15 protein-coding genes are annotated in these 17880 nt (G+C 45.7%); 12 read left to right on the top strand and 3 right to left on the bottom strand.

Features of this window, described 5'->3' with window-relative positions; translation table 11 throughout:
* Positions 1-17: 17 nt before the first annotated feature.
* Both Q7V21_RS10890 and Q7V21_RS10885 read right to left on the bottom strand, forming a co-directional pair.
* Positions 18-1250, bottom strand: a complete 1233-nt coding sequence (locus Q7V21_RS10890; RefSeq protein ID WP_304917318.1) for a multidrug effflux MFS transporter — start codon at positions 1248-1250, stop codon at positions 18-20.
* Positions 1251-1302: 52 nt separating this feature from the next.
* Positions 1303-2592, bottom strand: a complete 1290-nt coding sequence (locus tag Q7V21_RS10885; protein WP_304917317.1) for a mechanosensitive ion channel family protein — start codon at positions 2590-2592, stop codon at positions 1303-1305.
* A 361-nt stretch (positions 2593-2953) separates the two neighbouring features.
* On the opposite strand from Q7V21_RS10885, the gene Q7V21_RS10880 reads away from it, so the two are divergent.
* From Q7V21_RS10880 to Q7V21_RS10855, 6 genes are all read left to right on the top strand, one after another.
* A complete protein-coding gene (locus Q7V21_RS10880) occupies positions 2954-4444 on the top strand; it encodes a SulP family inorganic anion transporter (protein ID WP_304917316.1) in 1491 nt (496 codons plus the stop codon).
* Positions 4445-4462: 18 nt separating this feature from the next.
* Entirely contained in the window at positions 4463-5323 is an 861-nt protein-coding gene (locus Q7V21_RS10875; protein WP_304917315.1) for a universal stress protein, read from the top strand.
* A 23-nt stretch (positions 5324-5346) separates the two neighbouring features.
* Positions 5347-5676, top strand: a complete 330-nt coding sequence (locus tag Q7V21_RS10870) for a TraR/DksA family transcriptional regulator (protein WP_304917314.1) — start codon at positions 5347-5349, stop codon at positions 5674-5676.
* Positions 5677-5752: 76 nt separating this feature from the next.
* Positions 5753-7810: a sensor domain-containing diguanylate cyclase gene (locus Q7V21_RS10865; protein ID WP_304917313.1), complete on the top strand. Its 2058-nt coding sequence runs from the start codon at positions 5753-5755 to the stop codon at positions 7808-7810.
* Positions 7811-7886: 76 nt separating this feature from the next.
* Entirely contained in the window at positions 7887-9473 is a 1587-nt protein-coding gene (locus tag Q7V21_RS10860) for a peptide chain release factor 3 (RefSeq protein ID WP_304917312.1), read from the top strand.
* Positions 9474-9537: 64 nt separating this feature from the next.
* Positions 9538-9987 carry a CBS domain-containing protein gene (locus Q7V21_RS10855; protein ID WP_304917311.1) on the top strand — a complete coding sequence of 150 codons (450 nt, stop codon included), beginning with the start codon at positions 9538-9540 and terminating at the stop codon, positions 9985-9987.
* A 2-nt stretch (positions 9988-9989) separates the two neighbouring features.
* Here Q7V21_RS10855 and Q7V21_RS10850 read toward each other — a convergent pair whose 3' ends face one another.
* Complete coding sequence (locus Q7V21_RS10850; protein WP_304917310.1) at positions 9990-10277, bottom strand: DUF3579 domain-containing protein; 288 nt, start codon at positions 10275-10277, stop codon at positions 9990-9992.
* Positions 10278-10446: 169 nt separating this feature from the next.
* On the opposite strand from Q7V21_RS10850, the gene ileS reads away from it, so the two are divergent.
* From ileS to cmk, 6 genes are read left to right on the top strand one after another with little or no spacing between them, the layout of a single operon-like run.
* Entirely contained in the window at positions 10447-13248 is a 2802-nt protein-coding gene (ileS, locus tag Q7V21_RS10845) for an isoleucine--tRNA ligase (protein ID WP_304917309.1), read from the top strand.
* Positions 13249-13258: 10 nt separating this feature from the next.
* Complete coding sequence (gene lspA / locus Q7V21_RS10840; RefSeq protein ID WP_304917308.1) at positions 13259-13726, top strand: signal peptidase II; 468 nt, start codon at positions 13259-13261, stop codon at positions 13724-13726.
* On the top strand, positions 13723-14817 hold the full coding sequence (gene hisC, locus Q7V21_RS10835) for a histidinol-phosphate transaminase (RefSeq protein ID WP_304917307.1): 1095 nt from the start codon (positions 13723-13725) through the stop codon (positions 14815-14817). Before lspA ends, hisC begins: the two co-directional genes overlap by 4 nt.
* A complete protein-coding gene (locus tag Q7V21_RS10830) occupies positions 14817-15704 on the top strand; it encodes a prephenate dehydrogenase/arogenate dehydrogenase family protein (protein ID WP_304917306.1) in 888 nt (295 codons plus the stop codon). The genes hisC and Q7V21_RS10830 overlap by 1 nt, the downstream gene beginning before the upstream one ends.
* 18 nt (positions 15705-15722) lie before the next feature.
* Positions 15723-17042, top strand: a complete 1320-nt coding sequence (gene aroA / locus Q7V21_RS10825; RefSeq protein ID WP_304917305.1) for a 3-phosphoshikimate 1-carboxyvinyltransferase — start codon at positions 15723-15725, stop codon at positions 17040-17042.
* The gene (gene cmk / locus Q7V21_RS10820) at positions 17035-17697 is read left to right on the top strand and encodes a (d)CMP kinase (protein ID WP_304917304.1); all 663 of its coding nucleotides are present in this window, start codon (positions 17035-17037) and stop codon (positions 17695-17697) included. The genes aroA and cmk overlap by 8 nt, the downstream gene beginning before the upstream one ends.
* Positions 17698-17880 lie beyond the last annotated feature (183 nt).

Genomic DNA, 17880 nt, shown 5'->3' with positions numbered 1-17880 from the left:
CGGGGGTTAATGCAAGGTTAACAGCCGTTCTGTTCCGTTTGTTTCGGTCGGCAACTGCGTAAAATCAGGGTTTTGATCACTAATCCGGCGATGGCACAACCACTCATTACACTAATCATCGGCCACAGGCTGCCATCTCCCAAAGAACTGACCAGTAATCCACTGGCCGCACCTGATAAAAAGCCAAACGAACCTAGTACTGCGGTAGCGGTGGCACTGCTACGCGGGAAAAACTCCACAGTACTGGCCACGGCATTTGACACAATCAACGCCTGACAACCAATAAATATCATGATGCCTATGACAATCAGGCTCAAAGCGGGAGCGGGGATGATCAGGATATACAGCAGCATGATTATCCCGGTAATGACTTGCAGGATTTGCCCCAGTCTTAATAGACATGGCGGGTCGTAGAAATGTAACAGCCGGACATTAATACGATTAACCACAATCATCATTAATACATTGATGCCGAATAACAGTGGATAAACAGAAGCCGAAACACCGAAATACACCATATAAACTGAAGGTGATGCGGTAATAAAGCTAAACAGTCCACCATAGGTAAAACTTTGCGCCGCCAGGTAAGCCAAGGCTTTACGATGCGTCAGTACTTCGATATAGCGGCGCAGGGCAGTGGTTGCCTGGGCCGGTTGAACGCGCGTTTCCGGCAATAAACGATATAGCAGCAGTCCGATTACCAGTGCATAGATAAACAACACAATAAAAATAGAATGCCAGCCAGCTAAGTGCAGACAAATCATGCCGATTAAGGGGGCGACCAGCGGCGCAATCATCATGATAATTGCCATATGTGATAAATAACGTGCACTGTCCCGGCCACTACTGATATCGCGAATTACTGCTGAGGAGTTGACGATCGCCATGCCACCACCAATGGCCTGAATGATTCGCCATAACCATAAACCATGCAGAGTATGGCTGAGCACGATGCCCATACTGGCAATGCAAAATAAAAACAGGCCAATAAAGATGATACGTCTGCGGCCAAAGTGATCTGACAAGGGGCCACCCGCCAATTGGCCAACAGCAAATCCGGCCAGAAACAAGCTGAGGGATAATTCAATTGCATGAATACTGACTGCAAATTCGGAAGCCATTAATGGCATGGCAGGCAAATAGGCATCAATTGCCAGTGGGGCGATAGCGGTTAATCCCGCTAAAAGCAGAATAAGTTGTGCCACATTGTGGGTACTGATAGCGGGTTCTTTATCCATTTTGACGGTCAATCAGCTTCCTTTGATTAAGCAAAGAGAGGGTTACATTATCAAGCTGCAATTATTATTTGTTGGGTGTATCACCTAATGCCGGACTGATATCTGGATCTTGTTTTGGCAAGGGTTGCGGTCTTAATTCACGCATATCAAAACCATTCGGTTGCTGAAATACCCGCAAACCAAATTCCGGCAAAATGGCCAGCAGATGATCAAAAATATCCGAAGCAATGCCTTCGTATTCAATCCAATTGGTGGTGTTGGTAAAACAATAAATCTCTAAAGGCAGACCGTTGGCGGTTGGCTCAAGTTGCCGAGACATCAAAGTGTAGCTCTGATGGATACTCGGATGATTTTTCAGATAATTATTTACATATGCCCGGAAGCTTCCGATATTGGTGATTCGACGGGTGTTGACCGGCTCTTTGCCCCAATCAGCCAATTGTTGATTCCACTCATCAATATCTTTTTGTTTTTGCTGTAAATAATTATCCATCAGGCTGAAACGGTGCAGTTTTTTCCGTTCATCATCTGACAAAAAGTGAATACTTTGCTGGTCAATCAAAATACTGCGTTTAATACGACGGCCGCCGGATTCCTGCATACCGCGCCAGTTTTTAAACGGATCGGTCAGGAAACGTTTGGTCGGAATGACACTGATGGTTTTATCCCAGTTTTGTATCTTAACGGTGTGCAAAGCGATATCAATAACATCACCGTCTGCATTGAGTGGTGCCATTTCAATCCAGTCGCCGACACGAATTAAGTCATTGGAATTTATCTGCACACTGGCCACCAGTGACAACAAGGTATCCTGAAATATCAATAACAGTACCGCGGCCATTGCTCCCAGCCCTGATAATAAAATCAGTGGAGAACGGTCAATCAGTGAAGCAATTATCAATATGGTGGCAATCGCAAATATGGCGATCTTGAGAACCTGGATATAACCTTTGATAGGTTTCAGATGTGCATCCGGACGTTTGCTATAGGCATCATTGACAATGGTCAGCAGACTGCCTAATCCCAGTGAGATGGTCAAAATGATAAATGCCGTGGAAACATTCTGCACCACGGTAACCGCGGCATCGGAAATATTCGGAATAATGACAATACCAGCAGACAGGATAATGGCCGGAACGATATTGGCCATACGTCTGATAAACGGCGAGTCCGCTAAAGAGGAATACCGGCCTAAGTGACTGTTTTTGAGAATGCGATAGACGCCACGAACTAAAATCCGTTTGACCAACCAGTTTGCTATCCAGGCAATATGGAGCAGCAACACAAGGCCAACAACAGTATATAGATGAGGATAATTTTCTAACCAATCGATTAACAGGTAATAGCTTTCCACATAATCCTCCGTAGCAGAATTTAGGGGGCTGATTGTAGCATTCAAACCGTTATAAAATCTGGCACATGAAAACACTATTTTAATGATGAACTTTTCGCCAAAGTTTTGAGGGCAAAGCAAATTACTGTATATTGGCCCATTTTTCAGACAAGCAACCTGCCGCATCGTGATACTTAGTCCACCCTAGTACACCTCCTCAAATGGGCCTTCTCAGGTCTGGATGTTTTATACATCACTTGCCACCAACAATGCGGTTGTGCGAAGTCATAACCAATAGTTAGTTTGAAGCTAGTCGACATCAAATGGTCACTTAGCCTGGCAATACTCTTTAAAAATTCCCTTGAACACAGGAAGCGAATTAATGTTGCAAAACCTTAAACGAGACTGGTTTTCCAATATCCGTGGTGATTTGATTGCCGGTATTGTGGTGGCCTTGGCACTGATTCCCGAAGCCATTGCTTTTTCTATTATTGCCGGTGTCGATCCAAAAGTCGGTTTATATGCCTCCTTCTGTATTGCTGTGATTATCTCAATCGTCGGTGGTCGGCCAGGTATGATTTCAGCCGCGACAGCAGCAATGGCAGTATTGATGGTGACGCTGGTCAAAGAGCATGGTCTGGAGTACCTGTTAGCAGCAACATTGCTTACCGGTGTGATTCAGATTGTGATGGGCTATTTAAAGCTTGGAAATTTGATGCGGTTTGTTTCCCGCTCAGTCGTCACTGGCTTTGTAAACGCATTGGCTATTTTGATTTTTATGGCGCAATTGCCAGAACTGACTAATGTTACTTGGCATGTCTATGCTATGACCGCTGCGGGCTTGGCTATCATCTATCTATTTCCATATGTGCCAAAAGTCGGCCGTTTATTGCCCTCGCCGTTAGTGACTATTATTGTGCTGACCGTGGTGGCGGTGATGTTCAATATCGATATTCGAACCGTGGGTGATATGGGGGATTTGCCTGATACGCTGCCTATTTTCTTATGGCCGGATGTGCCGTTAAATTTTGAAACGCTGACAATCATTTTTCCTTATGCCATGGCGTTAGCGGTGGTCGGCTTGCTGGAATCAATGATGACAGCGACCATCGTCGATGATTTAACCGATACCTCAAGTGATAAAAATCGTGAATGTAAAGGCCAGGGTGTTGCCAATATTGGTTCTGGTTTATTAGGTGGTATGGCCGGTTGTGCGATGATTGGTCAATCGATTATCAATATCAAATCCGGTGGTAGAGGCCGTTTATCGACAATGACTGCCGGTTTATTCCTGTTGTTTATGGTGCTGGTATTAGATGATTTACTGGTACAGATCCCGATGGCAGCGCTGGTCGCAGTGATGATTATGGTATCCATTGGTACTTTTTCGTGGACGTCTATTCGCGATTTAAAGAAACATCCATTGTCGACAAACATCGTGATGGTGATGACCGTACTGGTTGTGGTGATTACACATAATCTGGCGTTAGGGGTATTTGTCGGTGTATTGCTGGCAGCCTTGTTCTTTGCCAATAAAGTGGCTCACTTTATGGTGGTGAAAAGTGATTTTAGTGAACAGGATAATCAACGCCGTTATGAAGTCAGAGGACAGATCTTCTTTGCTTCAGCGGATAAATTTGCTGCCGCATTTGATTTCAAAGAAGCGCTGGAAAAAGTTGTAATTGATTTAAGCCATGCTCACTTTTGGGATATTACCTCGGTCTCTGTATTGGATAAGGTCGTGGTCAAATTCCGTCGTGAAGGTACAGAGGTTGAACTGGTTGGCATGAATGCCGCCACCGCCACTATTGTCGACAGATTTGGTGTGCACGATAAGCCGGAAGAAGTTGAAAAAATGCTCGCCGGCCACTAAGCAGAAGAGAGAAGGGAAATGACAAAAATAATAGCCTGTATCGATGGCTCAATAACCTCACCTGCGGTCTGTAAAGCTGCTGCCTGGGTGAGTGACAAGTTACAAGCACCGCTGGATTTATTGCATGTATTGGATAAGAACGAATATCCCAAACCGGAAAACAGTAAAAATCTGTCAGGCAATATCGGTTTGGGAAGTCGGGAAAATCTGCTGCAAGAGTTGGTTGAACTCGATGAAAAACGCAGCCGCCTGGCTTTGGAACATGGCAAGAATATTTTGCAGGATGCCAGAGTCTTAGCTCAGCAACATCACGCTATTAACGTGACAACCCATCAACGTCATGGCGGCCTGATGGAAACCTTGTCAGATCTGCAGCAAGACACCCGGGTTTTGGTGTTAGGTCGTCAGGGACAAGCCCATGAAAATGAAACGCATAGTCTTGGCAGTCATCTTGAGAATGTGATTCGGGCATTAACCAAACCTATTCTGATTACCTTGCCGGAATTTAATATTCCGCAGCGCTTTATGATTGCTTATGACGGCAGCTCAACCGCCACCAAAGCGTTGGAAAAAGTTGCCGTAAGTGATCTGTTGAAAGGTTTGGAATGCCATATAACGATGGTGGCCGAGGATGATACGAATCATCAGTCTCAATTAGATAAAGCCAAACAGCATCTTATTGCAGCGGGATTTGAAGTTACGACTGCTTTGTTACAAGGCGTTGTTCAACCGGCGCTTCATGAATATCAACGTGCCAACAATATTGATTTGATGGTGATGGGCGCATACGGCCATTCACGTATCCGCCAGTTTCTGGTGGGCAGTAACACAGCCAAAATGGTGCGGATGAGTGATATTCCGCTGCTCTTACTTCGCTAGTTGAGAAACAACGCTTGAATCAAATGAATATTGTGCAGCTGGAAAACTACCGGCAGAAGTTATTGCAACTTAAATTGGTATTGTTAACCGATAATGAAGTGGATAGCTCCAGGCTGGTGGAAATCCAGCCAGCCCAACTCGATGCGTTATCGTTTCATTTGCAAATAAAAAAACAAGAAGCCATTAAACATAAACAAGCTCAATTGCAGGCCATTGATGGTGCACTTCGCCGTATTGATAACGATGATTTTGGCTTTTGTTATGTGTGCGATCAGGCCATCAGTGAAGCACAATTAAACTTCGATCTAACCGTTACACGATGTATAAAATGCGCAGACAAGGCCTTCGATTGATTTTCAGTTTTATTACTGCTTTAAGACTACAATTTCATCCATACAATACTGTCCTATCACGAATTGGAAATACGCGTTGGCGACGACTTCAGAAGGTCAACAAAACCCTGCAAAGCAAATTGAAGGTATTCAGTCCTTCGGTTGTCTGATTCGTTTTGATGATCGTTTACAAAAAACTTTACAAGTCAGCAGTAACTTGCAGCAAAAACTGGGGGTTTCCGTAGCGACTGCTTTGGCATCTTCGCCTAGAGATATTCTGGGCGGTAAATTACAGCAGCGTTTACTGCAATCTCTCACAGCAACAACACGCTTATCCGCAGCGTTAATAATCAATCGTCAGGTTGCCGGCTCGTATCAACGATTCTATGTGATGGCTTATCGCAGCAGTGATTCGATTGTCGTTGAACTTGAGCCACTTTCCCGATCTGCTGAACAACGTTTGATGCCTATAGTGAATGACTGGTTGAGTCGGTTGGCACAGGTTCAGGAGATTAAATCATTACAGCAAATGTTGGTGCAGAGCGTGCAGGCGGTCACTGGCTATGATCGGGTTTTGTTATGCCAGTTTGATGCACACTGGCATCGTACCGCTATCGCTGAAGCATGTCGTCATCCTGACAGAAGTTTATTGAATTACCGGTTTCCTGCCAGCGATATCCCTTTGAGCGTCAGAGCCCGTTATGTGATTAATCCGCTACGGAATGTCCCTGATGTGAATGCCAAACTCGTGCCGTTGACACCGCTTTGTGAAGAAATCAATCAGCCGCCACTGGATTTAACATCAAGCATGCTCAGGGCTTTATCTCCAGTGCATCAGCAGTATCTGCGACAGATAAAAGTCGAGGCATCACTTTCCATTGCGATTGCCGGTGAGCAGCAATTATGGGGAATAATCACTTGTCATCATTTTACAGCGATTGAAATATCACCAGCCGAACGTGACGCGGCATTTAATCTGGTACAAATGGCAACGCAACGGATGTTTTTATTGCAGGCCAGACAACAGGCATCGTTCTTGGAAAATGTGTTAAACAGCCGGGAATTGATTTCAGCAGAACGTGACAAACTGGTTCAGCCGACAAAATTACTGGATAAATACGGTCGGGATTGGATGCAATTGTTTCATTGCAGTGGCATTGCTTTGTTATATCGCGACGAGGTCAGATGTATCGGTGAAACTCTGGATACGTATGAAATTGATATGGTTGGAAATTGGCTTACTGACCATTCTGGACAGAAACCGTGTTGGATTTGTAACCAATTATCAAATAGTCCATTGAACAGTTTAGTCGACTTACGGAACCAGGCTGGTTTACTTGCCATCCCATTACCTATCGAACAAAGCCAATCTGGCTGGCTGCTGTTATTCCGGCAAGCTAAACAGGTGCAGAATCGGTGGATCGCCAACAAACAAATCCTGGAAACAATAACCCAGAATCCTTTGCATGCAGCAGCAGAAAACAGTGATCAAATTTGGATTGAAACGGTTGAGCATGAAGCCGAACAGTGGACTACCGCTGAGCAAAATGCCGCTCAGGATTTGGCTGAAGATCTGGCAGTTGCGATTACAGTGCACCAGATCAATCGACTCAATACAGAATTACAACGCGCGAATAAACAACTCAAAGAGATCGCCCACACCGATGCCTTGACTAAAATCTGGAATCGATACCGTATGGAACTGGCAATCGATACGGAACTTGCCGCCGCAGAACGTTATGGTCACCCTTGTTCAATTTTATTGTTTGATGTGGATCACTTTAAGTCGGTCAACGATAGTTATGGGCATGACGTGGGTGATCAAGTGTTAGCTGGATTAGCAGAGCAGGTACAGTCAAAACTGCGAGCCAGTGACTTTTTTGGCCGCTGGGGCGGTGAAGAGTTTGTAGTTTTGGCATCACATAACGCATTGCAAGAAGCACTTGGACTGGCCGAACGATTGCGCAAACATATTGAATCGGTGGTTTTTGAAACAGCTGGAAATATCACCATCAGTATTGGTGTGGCGGAGGCCGTCACCGGAAAAGAAACACGTAAACAACTGCTGGAACGGGCTGATAAAGCTATGTATTTAGCAAAACAATCTGGCAGAAATCAAACCAAAGCCGCCACGACTGAATTGTCGGATTCCTGATTATCATCCAAAATACGCGGTTTGTTGCACGAGCTGCCAAGTCTGATTGGCCTATCTAATTTTAAACTGAGTCACTATGTCCGAAAGTCTGTTACAGAAACAAGTTTCCAAACGCCGTACTTTTGCGATTATTTCGCATCCCGACGCAGGTAAAACTACGTTGACGGAAAAGTTACTGTTATTCGGCGGTGCCATTCAGATGGCCGGTAGCGTCAAATCTCGTAAAACAGATAAACACGCGACTTCGGATTGGATGGAAATGGAAAAGGAGCGGGGCATCTCGGTCACCTCATCGGTGATGCAGTTTCCCTATAAAGATCGCATTGTTAATCTGCTGGACACACCAGGCCATGCCGACTTTTCCGAAGACACCTATCGCACACTTACCGCAGTCGACTCGGCGTTGATGGTTATTGACAGTGCCAAAGGTGTTGAAGAACGTACCATCAAATTAATGGAAGTGTGTCGTTTGCGGGATACCCCCATCCTGACCTTTATTAATAAACTGGATCGTGAAGGTCGGGATCCTCTGGATTTGCTTAGTGAAGTCGAGAATATTTTGAATATTCGCTGTGCACCCATTACCTGGCCAATCGGTATGGGTAAAGGCTTTAAGGGTATTTTCCATCTGTATCACGATAATGTTCGCTTGTTTGAGGCGCATGGCAAAGACGCAGATGCCGGTGAACTGATTCAGGGTTTGGATAATCCACGGCTGGATGAATTATTTGGTTCGATGGCAGAAGAGTTGCGAGAAGAGATTGATTTGGTCCGCGGTGCCAGTGATCAATTTGATTTAGAAGCCTTTCTCAGCGGACAAATGACCCCGGTATTTTTTGGTTCAGCAATGAATAACTTTGGTGTTACCGAATTGATGGATGCCTATGTTGAATATGCTCCCGCACCACAACCTCGTGAAACTAAAACCCGTGACGTGGCTGCGGATGAAGAAAACTTCAGCGGGTTTGTGTTTAAGATCCAGGCCAATATGGATCCCAAACATCGTGACCGGATTGCCTTTATGCGTGTTTGTAGTGGCCATTACACCAAAGGCATGAAATTACGCCAGACTCGTATTGGCAAAGATGTGACCATTGCTAACGCGGTTACCTTTATGGCGGCAGAGCGGGAACAGGCAGAAGAAGCCTGGCCGGGCGATATTTTAGGTTTACACAATCATGGCACCATTCAAATTGGCGATACCTTTACTCAGGGTGAGGATTTGCAATTCACCGGCATTCCCTACTTTGCACCCGAATTATTCCGCCGTGTCAGATTAAAAGATCCACTGAAGAACAAGGCGTTATTGAAAGGTCTGCAACAATTAAGCGAAGAGGGGGCCACGCAATTATTTCGTCCATTAGACAATAATGACTTAATACTTGGTGCGGTAGGTGTGTTGCAGTTTGATGTGGTGGTACATCGTCTGAAAGGTGAATATGGCGTCGAATGTGCCTATGAACCGGTTCAGGTGAATACCGCTCGTTGGGTGTATTGCGATGATGTGAAAATGCTGGAGGAATTCAAGCGTAAAACCTCGATGAATCTTGCATTGGACGGGGCCGACAATCTGACCTATATCGCCCCAACCCGTGTCAATCTGGAATTAACCATGGAACGCTGGCCTGAAATTGATTTTCGCTCCACACGCGAACATCTTTAAAAGTCTTGCCATGGAGCTGACTTCTCAAGCAGAATGAATTTTCATGTCGTTGCCGGAGAGAGAGATGAAAGTCAGACTCATTACCAAAAATAAAGGTAAGCCAGTTATCGGCCTGACACCAACAGATTCCCTAGATAAAGCCGTCCACTTAATGATGGAGCATCGCATCGGATCATTGGTAGTGACAGATAACGGTGCTTTGGTCGGTATTCTGTCAGAACGTGATTTACTCAGTGTGTTGCACAAAAAACATGCAATGTGGGAACCCAAAACCGCGGCGGATGCGATGACGCCGAATCCTTACACATGTGATCCGGATAATACGCTGGAAGAAGTGATGAATATGATGGTAGAACATAATATTCGGCACTTACCGGTAGTCTACAAAGGGCGCTTGGAGGGCATGTTATCTATTACTGACGTTGTGGAAGAATTGCTGAAAAAAGCCAAGTTTGAAAATAAACTTCTGAAAAACTATATTCAGAATTGGCCGGATGCCGACCACGAAGACTAATTTCAAGACTCGGGTAGCTTATCCATTCTTTCAACCTGTAGTTGATTATCCTTGGCGAATTCGAGCAGGAATTCGAAAAGCATCACATCGTCATCTTCAAGTTTTGCATCAATCACCACACATTTCGTGCCTTCAAATGAAGCCAACTTGACGTTGGGGTGAAAGATAATTCTTCTTCCCGGACCATAACTGGCTACAGCACCACATAATCTTTCCGCCCAATCGCTGGGACGGAACTTATGGCCATCCTCAGTGATACCTTTAATGATCACTTTTTGCGTTGCAGTCATCGAATCTGGTGCTCTTGAATAAACTAAATGGACAATGGTTGTGCATTTTACTGGAAATCAGACCCTAACATCAGGCAAAGCCAAAACAAAACCAGTTTCAGTGATTTAGGTCAGCGCGAAAAACCCGTATAATCGGGCGCTTTATTATTTGACGACAACGAGACGTTTTGTGGCCGACTACAAGCACACTTTAAATCTTCCTGCGACTGAGTTCCCGATGAAAGCGGGTCTGCCTACTCGCGAACCTGTGATTTTAAAGCGTTGGCAGGAGCAAGATCTTTACCGGCAGCTACGGGAAAACAATCAGGGTAAACCCAAGTTTATTCTGCATGATGGCCCTCCGTATGCCAATGGCGATATTCACATTGGTCATGCCGTCAATAAAATTCTTAAAGATATTATTCTCAAGTCTAAAACCCTGAGCGGTTTTGATACGCCTTATGTGCCCGGTTGGGACTGCCACGGTTTGCCTATCGAATTAAATGTTGAGAAGAAAGTCGGCAAACCAGGCGTTAAAGTCAGTCCGGCTGAATTCCGTCAGGCTTGTCGTGAATATGCCGCCAAACAGGTGGATGGACAGCGGGAAGATTTCAAACGTCTGGGTGTATTGGCTGATTGGGATAATCCTTATCTGACCATGGATTTTCAGTTTGAAGCCGATATTATCCGCACGCTGGGCGAAATCATTGAAAATGGTCATTTACACAAAGGTGTCAAACCGGTTCACTGGTGTGTGGATTGTGGATCTGCGTTAGCGGAAGCTGAAGTTGAATATGAGGATAAAACCTCACCGGCAATTGATGTGCGCTTTCAACTGGTCGATGTCGCTGCGTTTGATAAGGCTTGCCCCAATAATGGCAATGGCCCGGTCAGCATCGCTATCTGGACCACTACACCCTGGACATTGCCCGCTAATCAGGCCGTTTGTCTGCACCCAGATTTAGAGTATGTCGTGGTGCAATGTGCTGATGAACGTTTAGTGTTGGCTGAAGCGCTTTATGAAAAAGCTCTGGAACGTTATCAATTAACCGGTGAAGTCATCGCCCGTTGTAAAGGTGCTGAGCTGGAAGGTTTACTGCTGCAACATCCGTTTTATGATCGTAAGGTGCCAGTCATCTTAGGCGATCATGTAACCACCGATGCCGGTACTGGCGCAGTACATACCGCTCCGGGTCATGGTCAGGATGACTATATCGTGGGCCTGAAATACAAACTGGAAGTGGATAACCCGGTCGGTGGTAACGGTGTGTTTTTGCCGGACACACCAGTGTTTGCTGGCGAATCGGTATTTAAAGCCAATCCGCTGGTCATCGAATTATTAAAAGAAAAGAATGCCTTGTTATGTCATGTGGATATCCGTCACAGCTATCCGCATTGCTGGCGTCATAAAACGCCGATCATTTTCCGTGCGACACCTCAATGGTTTGTCAGTATGGAGCAGAATGGTTTACGCGATCAGGCAATGCAGGCGATTGCCGCAACCAAATGGATGCCTGACTGGGGCCAAAAACGTATTGAAAATATGGTGACCGGTCGTCCGGACTGGTGTATCTCCCGTCAACGTACCTGGGGTGTGCCGATACCGTTATTTGTGCATCAGCAGAGCGGGGAATTGCATCCTGATTCGAAAGCATTGATCGAAAAAGTGGCATTAGCCGTTGAACAAAAGGGCATTGATGCTTGGTTTGATATGGATGCCAGCGAACTGATTGGTGCCGATGCAGACAATTATTTCAAAGTTACCGATACGCTGGACGTGTGGTTTGATTCCGGCGTGTCGCATGCTTGTGTGTTAACCCGCCGTGATGGTTTACAACGTCCTGCCGATCTTTATCTGGAAGGCAGTGATCAACACCGTGGCTGGTTTCAGTCATCATTGCTGACATCCGTCGCCACTACCGGCAAAGCACCATACAAGTCTGTTTTGACGCATGGCTTTACCGTGGATGCCGAAGGCAAGAAAATGTCCAAATCCAAGGGCAATACGGTGTCACCGCAGAAAGTTGTTAATAATCTGGGTGCCGATATCATCCGTCTTTGGGTGGCCGCCACTGATTACAGTGCTGAAATGAGTGTGTCGGATGAGATCCTTAAGCGGACTGCAGATTCTTATCGCCGGATTCGTAATACCGCACGTTATTTATTATCGAATCTGAATGATTTTGATCCTGCGACCAATCTGGTGGCCACTGAGAAATTATTGCCGTTGGATCGCTGGGTTCTGGACCGCGCTTATCATTTACAGCTGGAAATTCTTGCGGCCTATGAAAGTTATCAGTTTCATCTGATTTATCAGAAAGTGCATAACTTCTGTGCTAATGAGTTGGGCAGTGCCTATCTGGATATCACTAAGGATCGTCAATACACGATGCCAACGGACAGTCTGGGCCGTCGATCATCACAAACGGCGATGTTCCACATTCTGGAAGCTTTGACTCGCTGGATTGCGCCGATTCTGAGTTTCACTGCTGATGAGCTGTGGGAATTTATTCCGGGCCAGCGTAATGATTCGGCGTTATTGAATGACTGGTATCCGCATCTGGCACCGTTATCAGCTGATAGCGTGTTATCCGCTAAAGATTGGCAACAATTATTTGCCGTGCGTGATGCCGTTGCCAAAGAACTGGAAAATAAACGTAATCAAGGTGAAGTAAAAGGTGGTTTGACGGCCGATGTCACTTTGTACGCAGATGAGCCTTTGCTGGCGATTTTGAATAAAGCCGGTGATGAACTGAAATTTGTACTGATCACGTCTTCAGCAAAGCGCTTTGCTCTGGCAGATAAATCAGCCAAAGCCATTGAGACCGGTTTAAGTGGTCTTGCTGTGGATATTCATGCTTCGAGCAATGCGCGTTGCGAACGCTGCTGGCATCAGACCGAAGATGTTGGAAGTCATGCCGATCATCCAGAGCTGTGTGGTCGCTGTATTGAAAATATTGAAGGCAACGGCGAAAACCGCCGTTTTGCCTGAGGCAAAAATAATGTTGAAGTGGTTATGGGTAAGCGCGTTGGTGATAGCCTTAGATCAACTCACGAAAGTGATTATGTCCAATTGGTTGGATCTCTATCAAACCGTGGCAGTAATACCGTATTTCAATTTTACACTGGCCCATAATAGTGGTGCGGCCTTCAGTTTCCTTGCGGGTGCAGGAGGCTGGCAACGCTGGTTTTTTATAACTCTGGCAGCCTCTGTTTCGATTGTGCTGATTATTTGGCTGTCTCGCTTGAAAGCTCAGGCAAAGCTTGAAGCAATTGCGATCTCATTAATTATCGGCGGGGCAGTCGGGAATTTACTGGATCGAATTTTATACGGCTACGTGGTTGATTTTATTGATGTCTATGTCGGTAGTTATCATTGGCCCGCATTTAATATTGCTGATGCGGCTATCTGCATTGGTGCCGTATTGTTGATCTTGGATAGTTTCAAAAAACCAGCGGAGCAAAAATGAATCTGTGTGATTTAGCGGTAGACAGTATTGCTGGCTTGCAGCCTTATGTGCCGGGAAAACCGATAGAAGAATTGCAGCGTCAATATGGCGTAAGAGATGTTATTAAGCTGGCTTCAAATGAGAGTCCAATCGGACCTTCTCAGGCTGCACAAGCTGCAATTGCATTGGCAACTCGAGACCTGACTCGTTACCCGGACGGAAATGGATATTCATTAAAATTAGCCCTATCTGAAAAGTTTCAGGTTGATGCCAAGCAGATTACCTTGGGTAATGGATCTAACGATGTGTTGGAGCTTATCGCCCGCTGTTTTGCTTCACCTGCTGACGAAGTCATGTTTGCTCAACACGCCTTTGCAGTTTACTCATTGGTTGCACAAGCGATTGGTGCCAAATTGGTAGAGGTGCCTGCTAAGGATTATGGCCATGATTTACCGGCTATGCAGCAGGCGATTACTGCAAATACCAAGCTGATTTTTATTGCCAACCCGAATAACCCAACCGGTACTTATATACCGGCACAGGAAGTTCATGCATTTTTGCAGGCTGTGCCGGATAACGTGATAGTAGTGCTCGATGAAGCCTATGTTGAATATGGCGATCAGGACATAAACAGCATTGACTGGTTAGCTGAATTTCCCAATCTGATTATTTGTCGCACCTTTTCCAAAGCTTATGGTCTGGCCGGTTTGCGAGTTGGTTTTGCTTTATCCAGTCCAGAAATTGCCGATTTGTTAAATCGTCTACGTCAGCCATTTAATGTCAATCACTTGGCAATGTGTGCAGCGATTGCTGCTCTGGGAGATGAAGATTATCTGCAACGTGCCAAGCAGGTTAATAACGAAGGCATGCAGCAATATATTGATGGCTTTAATGCAATGGGATTGAATTACATTCCTTCAAAAGCCAATTTTATCTGTGTTGATGTGAAAACCAATGCAGCTGAAATTTATGAAAAGTTGTTGCAACAAGGCGTTATTGTCAGACCAGTTGCAGGTTATGGTCTGCCAAACCATTTACGTATCAGTATTGGTCTGGCAAAAGAAAATCAGCGTTGCCTTGAAGCGCTAGCTAACAGTCTGTCAGAGTCTTAATGATTAAGCATTTATCTATTATTGGAGTAGGCCTGATTGGTGGCTCTCTGGCACTGGCATTAAAAAAAGCTGGACTGGTTGAACAGGTCACAGGTTTTTCGCGTTCGCAGGCTGCGCGTGATGAAGCTTTGGCATTAGGTATTATTGATAATGCCGCCGAATCATTGGCTGAGGCTGTTACCGATGCCGACATGGTGTTTGTAGCTGTGCCGATGGGTGCGATGCAGGCAGTGTTTGAACAAATCGCTCCACATCTCAAACCACAGGCGATTGTCACTGATGGTGGCAGTGCCAAACAGCAAATTGTAGATGCAGCCCGTCAGGCTTTAGGCAATAAGTTCGATCGATTTGTGCCAGGGCATCCAATTGCCGGTACCGAAAAGAGCGGACCTTCAGCTGCGTTTGCAGAGCTATATCAGCAGCATCGCGTGGTATTAACTCCGGTAGCTGAAACAGATAAAGACGCGCTCGCACAAGTGCGTCAAATGTGGCAGCAAACTGGTGCAGATGTTTTTGATATGGAGGTTGAACATCACGATGTGGTGTTGGCCGCCACCAGTCATTTACCGCATGTTTTAGCTTTTAATCTGGTGGGCATGTTAGCTAAACGTGAAGATTGTGATGAAGTATTACGTTATGCCGCTGGCGGCTTCCGTGACTTTTCCCGTATTGCTTCGAGTGATGCGGTGATGTGGCGTGACATATGTCTTGGCAATCGCAACGCGATTCTAGAATTATTACAACAATATCGTAGCGGCCTCGATCAAATTGAACAGGCGATTCGGCAAGATGATGGTGATTTTCTTATTGATGTCTTTGGCCGGGCAAAACGGGCCAGAGATAGCCGTTTTGCCGATCCAACTCTGAAAGATAACAGCGAAGTGTAAATGGGAGTGAACAACAGCGTGAGCGGGCAACAAGATCGTAAATTTGTGGTACAGGCCGGTGGCAATCTGACAGGTAGTTTTCGTGTGCCTGGAGATAAATCCATCTCACACCGGTCAATCATGCTGGGTTCATTGGCTGAAGGCATAACCGAGGTCACTGGTTTTCTGGAAGGCGAAGATGCGCTGGCAACATTAGCGGCTTTTCGTGCAATGGGCGTCAATATTGAAGGCCCGGTCGAAGGCAAAGTCACTGTGCATGGTGTGGGTATGCATGGCTTGAAAGCGCCGGAAAAGGATGTATATGTCGGTAACTCCGGCACCTCTATTCGTTTATTAAGCGGTTTGCTTTCTGGTCAGTCATTTGATGTCACCATGACTGGAGATAAATCATTATCAGTGCGACCCATGCGCCGGGTAACTGATCCCCTGGCATTGATGGGTGCAAAGATAGACAGTGCCGATGGCAAACCACCTTTGACTATTCATGGTGGCAATACATTAAAGGCAATTGATTATGACTTGCCAATGGCCAGTGCCCAGGTTAAATCCTGTCTGTTACTGGCAGGGATGTATGCCGACGGAACCACTAGCGTTACTGAGCCTGCGCCGACACGTGATCATACTGAGCGTATGCTGCAGGGCATGGGATATCCAGTTCAGGTTCAGGATAATCGAATCAGTATTAAAGGCGGTGGCAAATTAACCGCCACGACCATTGATGTGCCTGGAGATATTTCTTCGGCCACGTTTTTTATGGTGGGAGCTGCAATTGCGCCGGGGTCGGATATCACTCTGCAACATGTTGGTATAAACCCGACCCGTATTGGTGTAATCAATATTTTGCGTCAAATGGGCGCGGATATTAGTTTGAGTAATGAAAAATTGACCGGTGGTGAGCCGGTTGCTGATATTCGGGTTCGCTATGCGCCATTGACCGGAATTGAAATTCCTGAAGACCAGGTACCATTGGCCATTGATGAATTTCCAGCCATTTTTATTGCTGCAGCATGTGCTGAAGGTCGCACAGTATTAACCGGCGCAGAAGAATTACGCGTAAAAGAAAGCGACCGTATTCAGGTTATGGCTGATGGCTTACAAACCCTTGGAATTGATGCGCAACCCACTCCCGATGGCTTGATTATCGAGGGTGGTGTAATCGGTAGTGGTGAAGTAGATAGTCATGGTGATCACCGAATTGCCATGTCATTTGCCATGGCCGCATTACAGGCTGGTGGTGCGATTCAGATTAATGACTGTGCCAATGTCGCCACCTCATTTCCCAATTTTGTTGAATTAGCCACTGACAGTGGCTTACAAATTGATGCCTTCGATGTCTGAAATACCGGTTTTGACGATTGATGGTCCAAGCGGGTCCGGAAAGGGCACGTTAGCGCAGCTTATGGCGGAAAGACTGGGCTGGCATTATCTGGATAGTGGTGCCATTTACCGTGTTTTGGCACAAGCGGCGCTCAAGGATCACATTGATTTAACTGATGAATCAGCGCTGGCTGAATTAGCTAAGCATTTGGATGTACAGTTCTTATTAACCAAAGGCCACTTGCAGGTGATACTGCAAGGTGAAGATGTTTCATTGTTGATTCGTTCAGAACAAGCAGGCAATGCTGCATCAAAAGTTGCCGCATTTCCCGCGGTACGTGCAGCTCTGTTGCAAAGACAACGTGATTTTTGTCAGCCACCTGGTTTAGTCACAGATGGCCGCGATATGGGGACAGTTGTGTTTCCTGACGCAGCATTTAAAGTCTTTTTAACAGCCAGTGCCGAGGTTCGGGCGGAGAGAAGATATAAGCAGTTGAAAGAGAAAGGAATTGATAGTAACCTTTCCGATCTCGTAGCCGAAATATCCGAACGTGATGAACGAGATACGCAACGTGAAGTAGCGCCTCTGCGGCCTGCCGATGATGCCGTTATTATGGATTCAACACAACTCGGTATTGAAGCTGTATTAGAAAAAGTCAGTGCATTAATCGACTGATTTATTAGGGTACTTAGCTGGGTGTTCCAGTTAAGTTTTTTGTTAATTTCCTGCATTTGCAGGTCTAACGGGCGATTCTGTTATCTATACAGGATCAAGGATATTTATAATGAGCGAAAGCTTTGCTGATCTCTTTGAAGAGAGTCTAAACGCAACCCCAATGCAACCAGGCAAAATTGTTAC

The organism is Methylophaga sp. (assembly GCF_030651745.1).
This window is presented reverse-complemented; position numbering and strand designations above follow the sequence as displayed.